This window comes from Herminiimonas sp. KBW02 (assembly GCF_003852535.1).
Taxonomy (GTDB): domain Bacteria; phylum Pseudomonadota; class Gammaproteobacteria; order Burkholderiales; family Burkholderiaceae_D; genus Oxalicibacterium.
Genome location: NZ_QAJP01000011.1, coordinates 1 through 17,080 on the forward strand (window position 1 = coordinate 1; position 17,080 = coordinate 17,080).

16 protein-coding genes, 1 pseudogene and 1 riboswitch are annotated in these 17,080 nt (G+C 52.7%); of the genes and pseudogenes, 3 read left to right on the forward strand and 14 right to left on the reverse strand.

The window, feature by feature from the left end; genetic code table 11:
• The 8 genes and pseudogenes from DBR37_RS16615 to gcl form a co-directional block, all read right to left on the reverse strand.
• A pseudogene (locus DBR37_RS16615) lies at positions 1-149 on the reverse strand (thiazole synthase); the annotation flags it as partial.
• A 63-nt stretch (positions 150-212) separates the two neighbouring features.
• Entirely contained in the window at positions 213-416 is a 204-nt protein-coding gene (gene thiS / locus DBR37_RS16620) for a sulfur carrier protein ThiS (protein ID WP_124575656.1), read from the reverse strand.
• The gene (gene thiC, locus DBR37_RS16625; RefSeq protein WP_124575597.1) at positions 416-2,329 is read right to left on the reverse strand and encodes a phosphomethylpyrimidine synthase ThiC; all 1,914 of its coding nucleotides are present in this window, start codon (positions 2,327-2,329) and stop codon (positions 416-418) included. Before thiC ends, thiS begins: the two co-directional genes overlap by 1 nt.
• A 115-nt stretch (positions 2,330-2,444) precedes the next feature.
• A riboswitch (TPP riboswitch) is annotated at positions 2,445-2,553 on the reverse strand.
• Positions 2,554-2,729: 176 nt separating this feature from the next.
• A complete protein-coding gene (gene pyk, locus DBR37_RS16630; protein ID WP_124575598.1) occupies positions 2,730-4,148 on the reverse strand; it encodes a pyruvate kinase in 1,419 nt (472 codons plus the stop codon).
• 77 nt (positions 4,149-4,225) lie between these two features.
• Positions 4,226-5,491, reverse strand: coding sequence for a glycerate kinase (locus tag DBR37_RS16635; RefSeq protein ID WP_124575599.1), 1,266 nt, complete (start codon positions 5,489-5,491; stop codon positions 4,226-4,228).
• 86 nt (positions 5,492-5,577) lie between these two features.
• Positions 5,578-6,465, reverse strand: coding sequence for a 2-hydroxy-3-oxopropionate reductase (gene glxR / locus DBR37_RS16640; protein WP_124575600.1), 888 nt, complete (start codon positions 6,463-6,465; stop codon positions 5,578-5,580).
• Positions 6,466-6,562: 97 nt separating this feature from the next.
• Positions 6,563-7,342 (reverse strand): hydroxypyruvate isomerase, encoded by a 780-nt coding sequence (gene hyi, locus DBR37_RS16645; protein ID WP_076592433.1) that lies wholly within the window; start codon positions 7,340-7,342, stop codon positions 6,563-6,565.
• Between the two features lies 1 nt (position 7,343).
• The gene (gene gcl / locus DBR37_RS16650) at positions 7,344-9,092 is read right to left on the reverse strand and encodes a glyoxylate carboligase (protein WP_012078244.1); all 1,749 of its coding nucleotides are present in this window, start codon (positions 9,090-9,092) and stop codon (positions 7,344-7,346) included.
• A gap of 107 nt (positions 9,093-9,199) precedes the next feature.
• Between gcl and DBR37_RS16655 the strand changes: the two genes are divergently transcribed.
• Positions 9,200-10,105, forward strand: a complete 906-nt coding sequence (locus DBR37_RS16655) for a LysR family transcriptional regulator (protein WP_124575601.1) — start codon at positions 9,200-9,202, stop codon at positions 10,103-10,105.
• 97 nt (positions 10,106-10,202) lie between these two features.
• Here DBR37_RS16655 and pntB read toward each other — a convergent pair whose 3' ends face one another.
• The 3 genes from pntB to panD all read right to left on the reverse strand — a co-directional run bounded on the left by pntB (position 10,203) and on the right by panD (position 13,705).
• A complete protein-coding gene (pntB, locus tag DBR37_RS16660; protein WP_124575602.1) occupies positions 10,203-11,615 on the reverse strand; it encodes a Re/Si-specific NAD(P)(+) transhydrogenase subunit beta in 1,413 nt (470 codons plus the stop codon).
• Positions 11,616-11,625: 10 nt separating this feature from the next.
• The gene (locus DBR37_RS16665) at positions 11,626-13,224 is read right to left on the reverse strand and encodes a Re/Si-specific NAD(P)(+) transhydrogenase subunit alpha (protein ID WP_124575603.1); all 1,599 of its coding nucleotides are present in this window, start codon (positions 13,222-13,224) and stop codon (positions 11,626-11,628) included.
• A gap of 121 nt (positions 13,225-13,345) precedes the next feature.
• The gene (panD, locus tag DBR37_RS16670; protein WP_012078240.1) at positions 13,346-13,705 is read right to left on the reverse strand and encodes an aspartate 1-decarboxylase; all 360 of its coding nucleotides are present in this window, start codon (positions 13,703-13,705) and stop codon (positions 13,346-13,348) included.
• A gap of 368 nt (positions 13,706-14,073) precedes the next feature.
• Here panD and DBR37_RS16675 point away from each other — a divergent pair, with 368 nt between their 5' ends.
• Positions 14,074-14,562 (forward strand): NUDIX hydrolase, encoded by a 489-nt coding sequence (locus DBR37_RS16675; RefSeq protein WP_124575604.1) that lies wholly within the window; start codon positions 14,074-14,076, stop codon positions 14,560-14,562.
• Complete coding sequence (mnmA, locus tag DBR37_RS16680) at positions 14,555-15,673, forward strand: tRNA 2-thiouridine(34) synthase MnmA (RefSeq protein ID WP_124575605.1); 1,119 nt, start codon at positions 14,555-14,557, stop codon at positions 15,671-15,673. Before DBR37_RS16675 ends, mnmA begins: the two co-directional genes overlap by 8 nt.
• A 50-nt stretch (positions 15,674-15,723) precedes the next feature.
• Here the strand turns inward: mnmA and DBR37_RS16685 are convergent, their stop codons facing one another.
• Genes DBR37_RS16685 through DBR37_RS16695 form a run of 3 tightly spaced genes read right to left on the reverse strand, consistent with a single transcriptional unit; the run spans position 15,724 to position 17,078 of the window.
• Entirely contained in the window at positions 15,724-16,392 is a 669-nt protein-coding gene (locus DBR37_RS16685) for a GNA1162 family protein (RefSeq protein WP_124575606.1), read from the reverse strand.
• 6 nt (positions 16,393-16,398) lie between these two features.
• Positions 16,399-16,767: a DUF4810 domain-containing protein gene (locus DBR37_RS16690; RefSeq protein ID WP_124575607.1), complete on the reverse strand. Its 369-nt coding sequence runs from the start codon at positions 16,765-16,767 to the stop codon at positions 16,399-16,401.
• Positions 16,767-17,078: a hypothetical protein gene (locus DBR37_RS16695; protein WP_124575608.1), complete on the reverse strand. Its 312-nt coding sequence runs from the start codon at positions 17,076-17,078 to the stop codon at positions 16,767-16,769. Before DBR37_RS16695 ends, DBR37_RS16690 begins: the two co-directional genes overlap by 1 nt.
• Between the last annotated feature and the right edge of the window lie 2 nt (positions 17,079-17,080).

The window sequence follows — 17,080 nt, forward strand, 5'->3', positions numbered from 1 at the left end:
GCGACGGTGACGATTTGTGCACCGCTCGCTTCACTGGCAGCACGGGTCTGTTCGAGGTCTTTGTATTTACCGCTGCCTACCAACAGGCGGGAACGGTACGTGGTGCCTGCGATCATCAATTGGTCGTCAGGGAAATGAGTACTGCTCATGGTTCACTCCAGTTTAAAAAGAATGGCAGGGCAAGCAAGCTTGCCCTGCTGCTTACAGATGATTCAACCACCGCCTATCGCACGCACGATATCGACCGCATCCTTCGGCAATAAACGCCGCTGCGGCCAATCGCTGTCAGACAGCACTTCACGGTTGATAGCGACGGCGATTGCCTTGCCGGTCAACGACAAAGAAGCAACCAGGTCAGCGACGCTGCTACCGTCTTCGACCTGATGTGCATTGCCATTTAGCTGTAGCGTGATCATCATTGTTTTTGATAAATCTCTGAACCGCTTTTCACGAACTCTATCGCCTTCACTTCCATCCCGGCTTTCAAGGCCTGGATTTCCGTAATGCCTTGCTTGGCAGCGTAATCACGCACTTCCTGCGTGATTTTCATCGAACAGAAATGCGGTCCGCACATGGAGCAGAAGTGCGCAACTTTGGCTGAATCCTTGGGCAAAGTTTCATCGTGGAATTCACGTGCCTTGTCCGGGTCCAGTCCGATGTTGAACTGATCTTCCCAACGGAATTCGAAACGCGCTTTCGACAAAGCGTTATCGCGTATCTGTGCACCGATATGTCCTTTGGCCAGATCAGCGGCATGCGCGGCGATCTTGTAAGTGATGATGCCGTCCTTGACGTCGACCTTGTTCGGCAAGCCCAGATGCTCCTTGGGCGTGACGTAGCACAGCATCGCGGTACCGTACCAGCCGATCTGCGCCGCACCTATGCCTGAGGTGATGTGGTCATAACCGGGAGCGATATCGGTAGTCAAAGGTCCCAGCGTATAGAACGGTGCTTCATGACACTGCTCCAGTTGCAGATCCATGTTTTCCTTGATCAGGTGCATAGGTACATGACCAGGGCCTTCGATCATGACTTGCACGTCGTGCTTCCATGCGATTTGCGTCAGCTCACCCAGGGTTTTCAATTCACCGAGTTGCGCTTCGTCGTTCGCATCGTAGATAGAACCAGGACGCAAACCATCACCCAGACTGAAAGACACGTCATAGGCTTTCATGATTTCGCAGATGTCTTCGAAATGCTCGTACAGGAAAGATTCCTTGTGATGCGCGAGGCACCACTTGGCCATGATGGAGCCACCACGCGACACGATGCCGGTCATGCGCTTTGCGGTCATAGGCACATAACGCAATAGCACACCAGCATGAATAGTGAAGTAATCGACGCCCTGCTCTGCCTGCTCGATCAGCGTATCGCGGAAGATTTCCCAGGTCAGATCTTCTGCCTTGCCATTTACTTTTTCCAGTGCCTGATAGATAGGCACGGTACCGATAGGTACAGGCGAGTTACGGATAATCCATTCACGTGTTTCATGTATGTGTTTGCCGGTCGACAGATCCATCACGTTATCGCCGCCCCAACGTATGGCCCAGGTCATTTTTTCAACTTCCTCGCCGATGGAAGAAGTGACCGCCGAGTTACCGATGTTCGCGTTGATTTTGACCAGGAAGTTACGGCCGATAATCATCGGTTCGATTTCCGGGTGATTGATGTTGGCTGGAATGATGGCGCGGCCACGTGCAATTTCACTGCGTACAAATTCAGCAGTGATCTCTTGCGGAATCGCCGCACCGAATGATTGCCCCGGGTGCTGACGTCCCATCAGTTCAGCCAGCTTCTCACCTTTTGGTCCGGACTTCTTCAACTCTTCCAGGTAAGCGCGGCGATTCATGTTTTCACGGATCGCAACGAATTCCATTTCCGGCGTGATGATGCCCTGACGTGCGTAGTGCATCTGTGAAACGTTTTTGCCCGCCAATGCGCGACGTGGTTTGCGATGCAGGTTGAAACGCAGCTCGGCCAGCTTGGGATCGTTCAGACGCTCTATGCCGTATTCCGAGGTCGGGCCTGGCAGTTCTTCCGTGTCATTGCGCTCAAGTATCCACGGCAGGCGTGGGGTGTTCAGGCCGGAACGTATGTCTATCTTCGCCGCAGGATCGGTGTATGGGCCCGAGGTGTCATACACATAGATGGGCGGATTCTTTTCAAAACCGAATGAAGCAGGCGTATCGGACTGCGTAATCTCACGCATAGGCACGCGGATATCAGGGCGCGAGCCTTCGATATAAATTTTGCGGGAATTCGGCAGCGGCTGAATAGCTGCTTCGTCGACTGTCGCAGTGGCGGACAGAAATTTAGGATTGGCATTCATTTTGGCTCCTTGGCTAACTACAGTGGCTTGGAGCCAGCTAAGGAGGTTTCGAGGACAGGTAGCGATTCAAAAAGGAGTTGCAACGAGAGCGATGCAATTCTTCTGATGCGATACAACAAGTCTTCGTTAGCTTCCCTTCGCTGGCATTATCCAGATCAGGTTCAAGGGTTTTTCTCACCCGGCGGGATGCGGTATGCATCTGCCTAGGACCCCTAGCTTTTACAACAGGTCAAACAAACTACAACGCGAGTCTATGCCGTAAAACGGCTGCTTCAATTGACCCGGGTCAAACTTTTACATCTGACATGAATGGCTTGCCGTCATACAAGAGCGCAAACCATTCATGTCAGTTCTGGGAAACCGCACATAGCTGCTTCCCAGAAACTGTACGGCTACTAAATTACTTCACTGTTGCGATATGCAACAGATTGGTGGTGCCGGATTCGCCGAATGGTAAGCCAGCCGAGATAGCGATGTAATCACCCTTGTTGGCAAAACCTTCATGCACAGCGGCCGCCACTGCTTCGCTGACCATGTCATCAACAGACTTAACATCCTGACCACCAACGATCGAGTGGATACCCCAGACCCATGCCAGACGACGTGCGGTCTTCAGTTCTGGAGTGATGCTCAGAATCGACGTAGTCGGACGTACACGCGCAGCGCTCATGCTGGTGCTACCGGATTTGGTGTATGTCACAGTAGCGACAGCTTTGATCGCAGCCGTGGTGTCACGCAAGGCGTTGCAGATTGCATCTTCCGCGGTTGGACGTGGTGTCACTTGCTGTGCATCCAGCAGTGTGCGGTAGACCGGATCGCTTTCCACTTCTTTGATGATGCTGTCCATCATTTGAACAGCACGAACAGGGTTCTTGCCGCTGGCCGATTCCGCGGACAACATCACCGCATCTGCGCCTTCATAAATGGCGTTGGCAACGTCCGATGCTTCTGCACGGGTTGGCATAGGCGATTCGGTCATCGATTCCAACATGTGTGTTGCAACGATAGTTGGACGGCCGTATTTACGCGATACACGGATGATTTCTTTCTGAGCGCGTGGTACTTGCGAGATCGGCAGTTCAACACCCAGATCACCACGAGCAACCATGACGGAATCAGAAGCTTTACAGATCGCATCGATGTCGAGCATTGCTGCTGGTTTTTCGATCTTCGATTGAATCAGAGCGCGGTCGCCGATGATCTTGCGTGCGTCTTCGATATCGGAAACCTGTTGTACGAACGACAGAGCTACCCAGTCCACGCCCAACGACAATGCAAATTCCAGATCAACCAGATCTTTCGGTGTCATTGCAGGGATAGGCAGAATGGCGTCTGGCACGTTGACGCCTTTGCGGTTCGAAATCTTGCCGCCGGTAGTCACACGTGTGACGATGCGGTCACCCGAGTTGCTTTCGATCGAAACACGAATTTTGCCGTCATCGAACAACAGGTTTTGACCAGCTTTGACAACTGCGAACAACTCAGGATGTGGCAGGTAAACGCGGGTTGCATCACCTGGAGTCTGATCACGGTCGAGCACGAATTGCGAACCTTCAGTCAACACAGCGGAATCGCCATTGAAGGTACCCAGACGAATCTTCGGACCTTGCAGATCGCAAAGGATGGCAACTGGACGGCCGTATTTGGTTTCCAGGCTACGTACGATTTCGTGACGTGCGCGGTGATCTTCGTGCGAACCATGGCTGAAGTTGAAGCGGAACATGTCCACGCCAGCTTCAAACAATGCGCTGATGGTTTCCAGATCACCACTTGCTGGGCCCAGGGTAGCAACGATTTTTGCTTTGCGATTACGTCTCATGACAGATCTTCTTCTTAAATGAAAAATGAAAAATGGATACCGCTATGCCTGGATCACAGACACAGCGGGGAAATAAATTACAAAATCAGGATGGCGCGGAAGTCGTTCACGTTGGTACGTGTCGGACCACTGACGATCAAGTCACCGAGTGCACTGAAGAAACCATAACCATCGTTGTTTTCCAACATGGCTTTGGCATTCAGGCCTTGTTCAGCTGCGCGTGTCCATGAATCAGGTTGGTAGATCGCACCAGCGTTGTCTTCCGAACCATCGATACCATCGGTGTCGCATGCCAGTGCATGGATACCAGCGGTACCTTGCAGGGACACTGCCAGGCTCAACAAGAACTCGGCATTGCGGCCGCCACGACCTTTGCCGCGGACGGTAACAGTCGTTTCGCCGCCGGACAGGATGACGCATGGTTTGGCAAATGGCTGGCCATACTTCGCAACTTGCTTCGCCAACGCCGCATGCACCATACCGACGTCGCGCGACTCGCCTTCGAGATCATTGGACAGGATGTAAGGCGTGATACCGGCAGCGCGTGCTTTGGCCGCAGCGGCTTCCAGCGCATGCTGTGCAGTTGCCATTACATGATGTTCATTGCGTGCGAAACGCGAATCACCTGGCTTCGGTGTTTCACCGGCGCCGGATTCGAGATGCTTCAGGATATTGTCTGGAATCTCGATGCCGTACTTTTTCAGGATCGCGAGCGATTCTGCGCAAGTAGTCGGATCTGGCAAGGTAGGACCGCTGGCGATCACGCCAGGATCATCACCCGGCACATCGGAGATCAGCAGCGTCACAACACGTGCCGGAGCACATGCCAACGCCAGGCGACCACCTTTGATAGCGGACAGGTGCTTACGCACGCAGTTCATTTCAGAAATCGTTGCGCCGCTTTTCAGCAGGGCTTTGTTCAATGCTTGTTTTTGCTCAAGCGTGATGCCTTCACCCGGCAAGCTCAGCAAGGCGGAACCACCGCCCGTGATCAGGCACAGCACCAGATCATCTTCGGTCAAACCTTTGACCAGTTCCAGCATACGGCCAGCTGCCTGACGGCCAGCTTCATCCGGGACCGGATGCGCCGCTTCTACTACTTCAATTTGTTTGCAGTCAGCGCCGTGACCATAACGCGTCACGATCAAGCCTTCTACTTTGCCTGGCCACGTATCTTCAACTACCTTGGCCATTGCTGCAGCACCTTTACCGGCACCAATCACCAGGGTACGACCCTTGGCAGATTGTTTAGGCAGATAGGCAGGCATGCACTTCTGTGCGCTCACGGCCTCAACTGCGGTGGCATACAGGTCATTCAAAAACTGACGTGGATCAATCGACATGGGGCGAGCTACTTTTAAAAATTTTGAATCAGACCGACATTGCACCTGAATGCAATGCCGGCAGCAGTACTAATCTATCGAACGAATTACGCCTTGGCGATTTCGTGGTTCGACATGATTTCGATCGCGCGGCACAGTGCCGAGTGATCCAGACCGCTCATGCCATTTGCTGCGCATGCGTTCATCAATTCCTGGGTGTTTGCAGTGTTAGGCAACGATACGCCCATTGCTTTTGCACCTTGCAATGCCAGGTTCAAATCTTTTTGATGCAGTTCGATACGGAAGCCTGGGTTGAATGTACGTTTAACCATACGTTCACCGTGTACTTCCAGAATACGCGAGTTAGCAAAGCCGCCCATCAGAGCCTGACGAACTTTTGCTGGATCTGCGCCTGCTTTCGATGCGAACAACAGGGCTTCGGAAACAGCCTGGATGTTCAATGCAACGATGATTTGGTTTGCTACTTTGGTGGTTTGACCGTCGCCGTTGCCGCCAACCAGGGTGATGTTTTTACCCATCAGTTCAAACAATGGTTTGACTGTGTTGAACGCTGCTTCCGAACCACCGACCATGATGGTCAGCGAAGCTGCTTTAGCACCGACTTCACCGCCGGATACTGGTGCATCCAGGTATTCGCAACCCAGTGCATTTACTTTTTTCGCGAATTCTTTGGTAGCGATAGGCGAGATCGAGCTCATGTCGACCACGATTTTGCCTTTAGCCAGACCGGCTGCAACACCGTTTTCAGCAAACAGAACTGCGTCCACGTGCGGGGTATCCGGCACCATGGTGATGATGATGTCTGCGCTCTGAGCAACTTCAGCGCCCGATTTGCAAACTGTTGCGCCGCCGTCGATCAATTCTTGTGCTGGTGCTTTTTGATCATGCAAAAACAGTTGGTGACCACCCTTTTGCAGGTTCAGCGCCATTGGTGCGCCCATGATACCCAAACCAATAAATCCAACTTTTGCCATGACTGACTCCTGATTATATTTAAGTGTGAACTACGTACTCAGTAAAAATACTAAGCGGCCCGATGTCGGACCGCTCAGTATGCTTCGAGACGCTACATTATAGGCCGTGCGCTGCGCGCCAGCCCAATCCTTCTACCGTACCAGCTTTAGGCTTGTACTCACAACCGATCCAGCCCTTGTAACCAATTTCGTCCAGGAACTTGAACAGGTAGGTGTAGTTGATTTCGCCTGTACCTGGTTCAAAACGACCTGGATTGTCTGCCAGTTGCAGATGAGGAATAACCGCGAGGTTGTTCTTCATCGTGTTGGCCAACTCACCTTCCATGCGTTGCATGTGATAGATGTCGTATTGGAAGAACAGGTTGTCGGAACCGACTTTGGCAATGATGTCCAGAGTCTGTTTCGTACCGGTCAGGAAGAAACCTGGGATATCGAATGTGTTGATCGCTTCGATCAACAATGGGATACCTTCAGCCTTCAATTTAGCAGCCGCATATTTCAAGTTCGCAACCAGGGTTGCTTCTGCTTGTTCATGCGTTACGCCTGCAGGCACGATACCGGACAGGATGTTGACCTGTTTGGTGCCGAGCACTTTGACGTATTCAATTGCTTTGTCCACGCCAGCTTTGAACTCTTCTACACGATCAGGATGGCAAGCGATACCGCGCTCACCACCAGCCCAGTTACCGGCTGGCAGATTGTGCAAAACCATTTCCAGGTTGTTCTCTTTCAATTTCGCTGCGACATCAGCCGCAGGGAAATCGTATGGAAACAAGAATTCAACGCCTTTGAAGCCATTCTTTGCAGCTTGTTCAAAGCGGTCCATGAATGGAACCTCGTTGAACAGCATCGTCAGATTAGCAGCAAGTTTCGTCATCTTAAGCACCCTTAACGTCGAGGATTTCTTCGAATTCGTTGATCGCGTTGATTTCGGTACCCATCGCGATGTTGGTTACGCGTTCGAGGATGATTTCAACAACGACTGGTACTTTGAATTCTTTGATCCACTCTTGCGCTTTTTTCAGTGCAGGAGCGATGTCGTCAGGGTTGTAGACGCGAATTGCTTTGCAGCCCAAACCTTCGGTAACTTTAACGTGATCAACACCGTACGAAGCGTTTTCGGTCGAGTTGATATTGTCGAAAGCCAGCGATACACAGTAGTCCATTGTGAACATACGTTGTGCTTGACGGATCAGGCCCAGGTACGAGTTGTTCACCAGAACGTGGATGTATGGCAGGTTGAATTGCGCGCCAGCAGCCAATTCTTCGATCAGGAACTGGAAGTCGTAATCGCCTGTGATAGCAACGATTTCGCTGGTTGGATCGGCAGCCCGGACACCCAGAGCAGCTGGGATAGTCCAGCCCAATGGACCTGCTTGACCGCAGTTGATCCAGTTACGTTCTTTGTACACGTGCAGGAATTGACCCGCAGCGATTTGCGACAAACCGATGTTCGAAATGTAGCGTGCGGTTTTGCCGAACACTGCGTTCATTTCTTGGTAAACACGTTGTGGTTTGATCGGGGTTACGTCGAAATCCGTTTTACGCAACATGGTGCGTTTGCGTTCTTGGCACTCAGCCAGCCATGCATCACGGTTTTTCAGTTTGCCGGCAGCTTTCAATTCTTTCGCTACTTCGATCATCAGTTTCAGTGCTGCGCCAGCGTCGGAAGTGATGCCGAGGTCTGGGCCAAACACGCGACCGATTTGTGTCGGTTCGATGTCGATGTGTACGAATTTACGGTCTTTGGTGAACACGTCGATCGAACCGGTGAAACGGTTAGCCCAACGGTTACCGATACCGAATGCGAAGTCGGAAGCCAGCATGGTCGCGTTACCGTAGCGGTGCGATGTTTGCAGACCAACCATACCAACCATCAGCGGGTGATCATCAGGTACTGTGCCCCAGCCCATCAGGGTAGGAACGACAGGAACATTGACCAGCTCAGCGAATTCGAGCATCAATGGGGTTGCGTTTGCATTGATAACGCCACCACCGGAGATCAGCAATGGACGCTCTGCAGCGTTCAGCATTGCGATTGCAGCTTCGATTTGCTTGCGAGTTGCTTGTGGTTTGTACACTGGCAATGGCTCGTACAGATCTGGATCGAATTCGATTTCAGCAACTTGTACGTCGAACGGCAAATCGATCAGCACAGGACCTGGACGGCCGGAGCGCATGATGTGGAATGCTTGTTGGAATACTTGTGGAACCAATGCTGGTTCACGAACCATAACCGACCATTTGGTTACTGGTTTCGAGATCGATTCGATATCAACAGCCTGGAAGTCTTCTTTGTGCAAACGTGCACGTGGAGCTTGACCAGTAACGCACAAGATAGGAATCGAGTCAGCGATAGCCGAGTACAGACCGGTAACCATGTCTGTGCCGCCTGGACCCGAAGTAGCCAGTGCAACACCGATGTTGCCGGATTTGGCGCGGGTGTAACCCTCAGCCATGTGTGTCGCGCCTTCTACGTGACGCGCCAGAATGTGTTTGATGGTGCCTTGCTTTTGCATGGCGGAGTAAAACGGATTGATCGCTGCGCCTGGAACGCCGAAGGCCTGATCAATACCTTCTTTCTGCATTACCCAAACCGCTGCCTGGGCTGCTGTCATCTTTGCCATTACATAATCTCCATTGAAATGAAATTTTCCTACGCTGCATAGTAATTCATATGGATTACTTTTAGAATAGGACTATTAATTAACCAATTAAATACTTCAGGTATCGAATGGACAAGCTCAAACAGATCGAAGCATTTGTGATGGCGGTCGAGCATAACAGCTTTGCCGCAGCGGCATTAGCCCTGCAAGTCACACCTGTGATGGTCGGGCGCCGCATCGATACCCTCGAGAAACGCCTGGGCGTGCGCTTACTGCATCGCTCCACCCGAAGACTCGCTCTGACGGAAGAAGGTTCCGTCTATCTGGAACATTGTCGCAAGATGCTGGGGGAGCTGGATCAAGCCGAAAGCGAACTTTCAGCGGGCAACAACAAGGTCAGCGGGCATTTGATCGTCTCCGCCCCTGCCTCGTTCGGACGCCAGCACGTCGCGCCTTATGCGCAGGAGTTTCTGGATCAGCATCCCGGCCTCAAAATGTCCTTCAATCTGACTGACCGCGTCGTTGACCTGGTGCAAGAAGGTTACGACATGGGCATCCGTATTGGCGGCAATATCGATCCCAACTTCGTGGCCATCAAGCTGGCCGCCAATAAACGGGTGGTGTGTGGCACCCGGGAATACTTCAAGAAACACGGCAAACCCAAGACGCTGGACGACCTCGCCAACCATAATTGCCTCGCCTTCAACCTGCAAGGCGGACAGCAACGCGGCTGGTACTTCAATTACCGCGGCAAAACCGTCTCAGTACGGGCCCAGGGCAGCCTGGATTGCAATGACGGTGAATTGTTGCATCGCTGGATGACCGAAGGCTTAGGCATCGCCTGGCGCTCCGTATGGGAGATCCAGAGCCAGCTGGAAAGCGGCATGCTGGAAACCGTGCTCGACGATTACGCGATCCCTGAGTACGACATCATGGCGGTCTATCCGCAGCAGCGGAATGTACCGGCCAAGGTACGCCTCTTCATTTCGCATCTGAAGGCCATGTATAGCCAGCCGGGTTACTGGAGCAGGTAAGCGCACACTGACTCAAACCCTAAGCGCCATCACGCTCTTTCCATGCCCATAAAAAAAGCCCGCATCAGCGGGCTTTTTTATCTACATCAGCTTGCTATCAGGCTGCAGCTTTCAAAGTTGTCAGGACGTCGTCCAGCATCTTCTTCGCATCACCAAACAACATGCGGTTGTTTTCTTTGTAGAACAATGGGTTATCAACACCAGCGTAACCGGAAGCCATCGAACGCTTCATGACGATAGACGTTTCTGCCTTCCAGACTTCCAGCACTGGCATACCAGCGATCGGGCTGTCCGGATCTTCCTGTGCGTCCGGATTGACGATGTCGTTCGCACCGATAACCATGACTACGTCGGTATCTGGGAAGTCTTCGTTGATTTCGTCCATTTCCAGCACGATGTCGTACGGTACTTTCGCTTCAGCCAACAGCACGTTCATATGACCAGGCATACGGCCGGCAACCGGGTGAATCGCGAAACGCACATTGGTACCCTTGGCACGCAGCAACTTGGTGATTTCGTTCACGGTGTGCTGAGCTTGCGCTACTGCCATACCGTAACCAGGCACGATAACAACGCTTTTTGCTTCGCGCAGCAATTCTGCGGTTTCTTGTGCAGTAACAGGAGTAGCTTCGCCAACCTGTTCTTTCACAGCGCCACCCGTTTTCGGAGCACCACCACCGAAACCACCGGCGATAACACTGAAGAAGTTACGGTTCATCGCCTGACACATGATGTACGACAGAATCGCACCCGAGGAGCCAACCAGCGCACCAGTCACGATCAGCAGATCGTTACCGAGCATGAAGCCGGTAGCCGAAGCCGCCCAGCCGGAGTAGCTGTTGAGCATCGAAACCACGACCGGCATATCAGCACCACCGATCGCCATCACCATGTGTACGCCGAACAGCAAAGCGATGATGGTCATGATGATCAACGGGGTCATACCGCTGGCAACGTCTGGTGCATTCACGAACTCACGACCGAACCAGATCACGAGCAGCAAGCCGATCAGGTTGATGAAGTGACGTGCTGGCAGCATCAATGGCTTACCGCCGATTTTGCCGTTCAGTTTGCCAAACGCAATCAGGGAACCCGAGAACGTTACCGCACCAATGAAGATACCGACGTAGATTTCAACCTGGTGGATCGCTTTTTCAGCGCCTTCCAGGTGGATCGACGGATCAATGTAGCTGGCGAAGCCAACCAGTGCAGCGGCCAGACCGACGAAGCTGTGCATCAATGCAACCAGCTCCGGCATTTCGGTCATTTTGACCTTCTTGGCAGCGTACAGACCAATCACACCGCCGACCAGCAGCGCCAGAATGATCCATGCGTAACCGTCAGCAGTAACACGTGGGCCAAAGATGGTAGCGAGCACCGCAATGCCCATACCGATCATGCCGTACAAGTTACCGCGACGCGAAGTTTCTGGATGCGACAAGCCGCCCAGACTGAGGATGAAGAGGATAGTTGCTCCGATGTAGGAGACAGTAGCCAGATTTGCAGACATAGTGGTCTCCTTAATTCTTACGGAACATATCAAGCATGCGACGGGTGACAGCGAAGCCACCGAACATGTTGATTGCGGTCAAAGCGATACCAGCAGCGGCGAGGCACTTAATCAGCAACTCGGGACGCGCCATACCATCAGCCAACGGAGGAGCAACCTGTACCAGCGCACCGATCACGATGATCGACGAGATGGAGTTGGTAACGCTCATCAGAGGCGTGTGCAATGCCGGGGTAACATTCCAGACCACCATGTAACCAATGAAGCAACCCAGTACAAATACGGTCAAGTGACCGAGGAAAGCAGTAGGCGCACCCATGCCTATCAACGCAAACAACAGCGTTGCGAAGACAAACATTGTGACCACACGCTTTGGTGAGGAAACGGTGGTGCTTGGGCCATGACCGTGCGCAGGTGCAGCTACCGGCGCTGGCTTGGCAGGCGGAGCGACCACTGGTTTCGGCGGTGGAGGCGGCCAGGTGATGTTGCCTTCCTTGATAACGGTCAGACCACGAATGGCTTCGTCTTCCATATTGACGTTGATGATGCCGTCAGTCGTCTTTTTACCTTCAGCGTCCTTGCACAGCTCTTCAGTCAGGCGCAGCAAGTTGGTCGAGTACAGCGTACTAGCCTGCTTAGGCAGACGGCTCGGCAGGTCGGTGTAACCAACGATAGTCACGCCATGCTTCACCACAACCTTGCCAGGTTCGGTCAGTTCGCAGTTACCACCCTGTTCAGCCGCCATATCGACGATTACGCTGCCAGGTTTCATGGACTGAACCATTTCAGCTGTAATCAGTTTAGGAGCTGGTTTGCCAGGGATCAGCGCGGTAGTGATGATGATGTCGCATTCCTTGGCTTGCTGAGCGTACATCTCACGCTGTGCAGCCTGGAAACCTTCGGACATGACCTTGGCATAGCCGCCGCCGCCCGAACCTTCCTCGTCATAATCGACCTTCACGAATTCGCCGCCCAGCGATACCACCTGATCGGCCACTTCGGCACGAGTATCGTTGGCGCGCACGATGGCGCCCAGGCTGGCAGCCGTACCGATCGCAGCCAAACCGGCCACGCCAGCACCTGCGACAAAGACTTTAGCCGGAGCAACCTTGCCTGCAGCGGTAATCTGGCCGTTGAAGAAACGACCGAAAGCATTGGCAGCCTCGATAACGGCGCGATAGCCGCTGACACCGGCGGTAGAGGTCAACGCATCCATCTTCTGCGCGCGCGAAAGCGTGCGCGGCAGCGAGTCCATCGCCAAAACGGTAACGCGTTTGGCGGCAAGCTGCTGCATCAATTCAGGATTCTGTGCTGGCCAGATGAAGCCGATCAGAGTGCTGCCTTCGCGAATCAGACCGACTTCTTCGGCGCTTGGAGCACGTACCTTAAAGACGATATCGGACGTAGACCACAAGTTGGCAGCGCCTTGCACGATCTGTGCACCAGCAGCGCGGTAGGTATCGTCGCTGAAGTTGGCTTCGTCACCTGCACCAGACTCCACATTGACGGAAAAGCCAAGTTTGATCAGCTTTTCGACGACTTCTGGCACAGTGGCCACCCGTTTTTCCCCGGGAAATGACTCCCGTGGCACCCCTATAACTAAAGACATATAACATCTCTCATAGTTTGTTTAAATTCTGTATCGCCGCGATCAACAAATGGATAAAAACCCGGTTCTAGCTGCCCTGTATGGCGCGACCGGGTTTCTAAATTGTTACGACTACTAATCGCTATTTCTTCAGACCGGCGAATTTATTCTTTTCATCAACGAAGACAATCTTCGGTACATACGTTTCGACTTCTTCGTCTGTCATGGAACCGTAAGTGCAAATAATCAGCAAATCGCCCAGTTGTGCGCAACGTGCGGCTGCACCGTTGAGCGAGATTTCGCCGCTACCCTTGGCGCCCTTGATGGCGTAGGTGGAGAAGCGCTTGCCGTTATTAATGTTGTACAGCTCAATTTTTTCGCCGACACGGATGTCAGCGGCGGTCAGCAGGTCTTCGTCAATACCGCACGAACCCTCGTAATGCAGGTCAGCCTGAGTCACCGTTACACGGTGGATTTTTGACCTGAGCATGATACGTTGCATTTTTATTCCGTTTCGTTACTTAAAACTTTGCCTCGACGCCAAAGCCCGGCGAAGGCAAATCAATTAATTGTGTAGTTCCTGGCACTGCGCTTCCACGGTATGTGAGGCAGTAAACCATATATTCCTGCAGCGAAATTTCCGCTCAGCGGCAGGGTATTTACCCGGGTCGGGCTAGCACCTGCCAACTTCCGTAGGGGTTTTACAAGGAAGCGAACTGATAAGCATAAGGCCAAATGCCCACCATAGCAAAGACAAAAGTTGAGCAATCTTGACCTGACTCATTTTATTACAATATTTTCTGCCGGGGAAACATTGCAGGCAACTTTCCGTGGTGCGCGCTAAAATAGCGGGTTATTCCGAGAGCCACTATGCCTGATATCTGGAAACCATCTGTTACTGTAGCTGCCGTCGCCGAGCGTAATGGGCACTTCCTGCTGGTAGAAGAAGAGACCAGTGAAGGCGTACGCTTTAACCAGCCTGCCGGCCACCTGGACCCGCATGAGTCGCTGGAAGAAGCCGTTGTCCGCGAAACGCTGGAGGAAACCGCACACGATTTCACGCCTACCGCCCTGGTCGGCATGTATATGTCCCGCTATATTTCAGCGCGCACCGGGCATGATGTCACTTATCTAAGCTTTACCTTTTGCGGCGAAGTCGGTGCCAAACACGACCAGGCGCTGGATGTCGGCATCCTGCGTGCGGTCTGGATGAGCTACGACGAACTGGTCGCAACCAGGGAAAAGCATCGCAGTCCTTCGGTCTTACAACGGGTTGATGATTATCTGGCAGGCAAGCGTGCGCCGCTGTCGCTGCTCATCACGCACCCATCCATCTACGAGGTAGTAAATAATGGCTAAAAAACGTGTCGTCATCGGTATGTCCGGTGGTGTCGACTCGTCCGTTTCTGCCTGGCTGTTAAAAGAACAAGGGTATGAAGTCATCGGTCTCTTCATGAAGAACTGGGAAGATGACGACGATTCCGAGTATTGCTCGACGCGCCAGGACTGGATCGATGCCGCCAGTGTGGCTGACGTCGTTGGCGTTGATATCGAGGCAGTGAATTTCGCCTCCGAATATAAAGATCGTGTCTTCGCTGAATTCCTGCGCGAATACCAGGCTGGCCGCACGCCGAATCCGGACGTGCTGTGCAACGCTGAAATCAAATTCAAGGCCTTCCTCGATCATGCAATGCTGCTAGGTGCAGACATGATCGCCACCGGTCACTATGCGCGTGTGCGCGAAGTGACCTCCGGTCCGGATGCAGGTCGCGTTGAGCTGCTGAAAGCAGTCGATGCCAGCAAGGATCAAAGCTACTTCCTGCACCGTCTGAATCAGGCGCAATTGTCGAAAACCCTGTTCCCGCTCGGCGAAATTCGTAAAACCGAAGTGCGCAAGATCGCCGAACAATTGAAATTGCCGAACGCGACTAAAAAGGATTCGACCGGCATTTGCTTCATTGGTGAACGTCCATTCCGCGAATTCCTGAATCGCTACCTGTCTTATCAACCGGGTCCGATGAAAACACCGGACGGCGTCATCGTTGGCGAACATGTGGGCCTGAGCTTCTACACCCTGGGGCAACGCAAAGGCATAGGTCTGGGCGGCATGAAATCGCACAAGAACAGCGATGGCAATAGCGAACCCTGGTATGTAGCGCGTAAAGATGTGGCAACCAACACGCTATATATAGTGCAAGGCCATGATCATCCATGGCTGCTATCGTCCGAACTGAGCGCGGGCCAGATGAGCTGGGTCGCCGGTGCACCGCCTAGCGAGATCTCAGTATCGGCCAAGACGCGCTATCGCCAGGCCGACGTCGCCTGCGAACAGCACAGTGATGCCGACGGCTTCTCCCTCGCATTTGCCACACCACAATGGGCAGTCACACCAGGTCAATCTGCTGTGCTGTATCAAGGCGATGTTTGCCTGGGTGGCGGCATCATCAATACTTCTTCCATCCCTGTCTAAACTATCGAATGATGATCAGCGAACTGATCATCATTCGATGTCCAAACAAATCAGAAATCAGCCTGATCCTTTTGATACAAATCAACATAAGGACCAGCTGGCAAACCCTGTCCTTTAGTCGTTACAGCAAGTGCATTTGCCTGCTGTGCCAAAGGCACATAGTTAGGCGCAGCTTTTGCAATTGCCGCTACGACCGCCTGCGCGATCAAGCCCGCAATCCCACCACCGGAATTATTGTTTTGCGGCTGGTAGACCAACTTCTGGGTATTGCTCCACAACGTCTGGCCGCTTGAAGCGCTCTTCAGTACGTAGTTCATTTCAACGGTTACAGTCGTCGAAAGAACCACGTACTGCGCATCCCAACGCTCAATCGTGATGTACATGACCGCGTCAGAACCAAACATCTTGCCCATTCTCTGCGGATCACCTGCATGCACCATATCCGCGTCGTTCAGGCCATCGTCCTCCATCATGCGCTTAACCAGATGCACCGGAAAAACGTAGTAGCCACGTTCAGCCAGAGGACGAGAAATCGTGGACAGGAAGTAGTCAGGAGCATTCACCTCCACACTGCGATTAATCGCAGGCACCACCAGGATCGAACGCGGCGCTTCAGTGCGCAAATCGGTGTAATCCTTTTTTTTGCTCATTTGCGTCGCACAACCGCTCAAACCTAAAACCAATACGCACAGCAACAACGCTTTAATATTACGTGACATGCCCGATTACTCCTTACGTGCAGCAGATTGAGTTGCGGAAGTTGATGCAATGCGAATCAAGTTATCCATCAGATACGTCGATTCCGGCCACTTCGCTTTTTCTTTTTCAAACTGCGAGATCGCATCCTTGGATTTGCCTTCTTGCAGCATCAGGAAGCCATATTCAGCATAGAGTCCCGGCGCAACCGGCTTCCCCGTCGCCTCGGAATCCGCAATCGTGCGCTGCAATTCGGCCGCATGCTCAGCCGATTTGGATGTGTCCTTGTAGTACGAATACAAAGACCCTTCGTAATTACCCCAGTTATATTTGGCAGGCGCAGCACAAGCCGTCAAAAGCAAGGCCGCAGATAAAGCCAGTAATGAATGAAGACGCATTATCGACCTCCCGCATTAACCGTCACCGTGCGCGATTCACCATTGCTGATGACAGCTTTCTCGGCGTGCAGCGTAACATTGCCTTGTCGGATCTCCACTTGATGCAAACCCTCTTCAACAATCAGCTCGTTCGGCGCACCATTGAATTGTTCCGCCTGGCCCATCACCAAACCATCCACCACCAGCACCGAACCAACTGGTGCGCCTTTAATAATCAGGGTAGGACGTGGCGAACCAGTTTTGACTGAGGTTTCGGGTAGCGCACATGCACCCAGTATCAAGGCGAGCGCCATTACAAAATAAGTTTTCATCT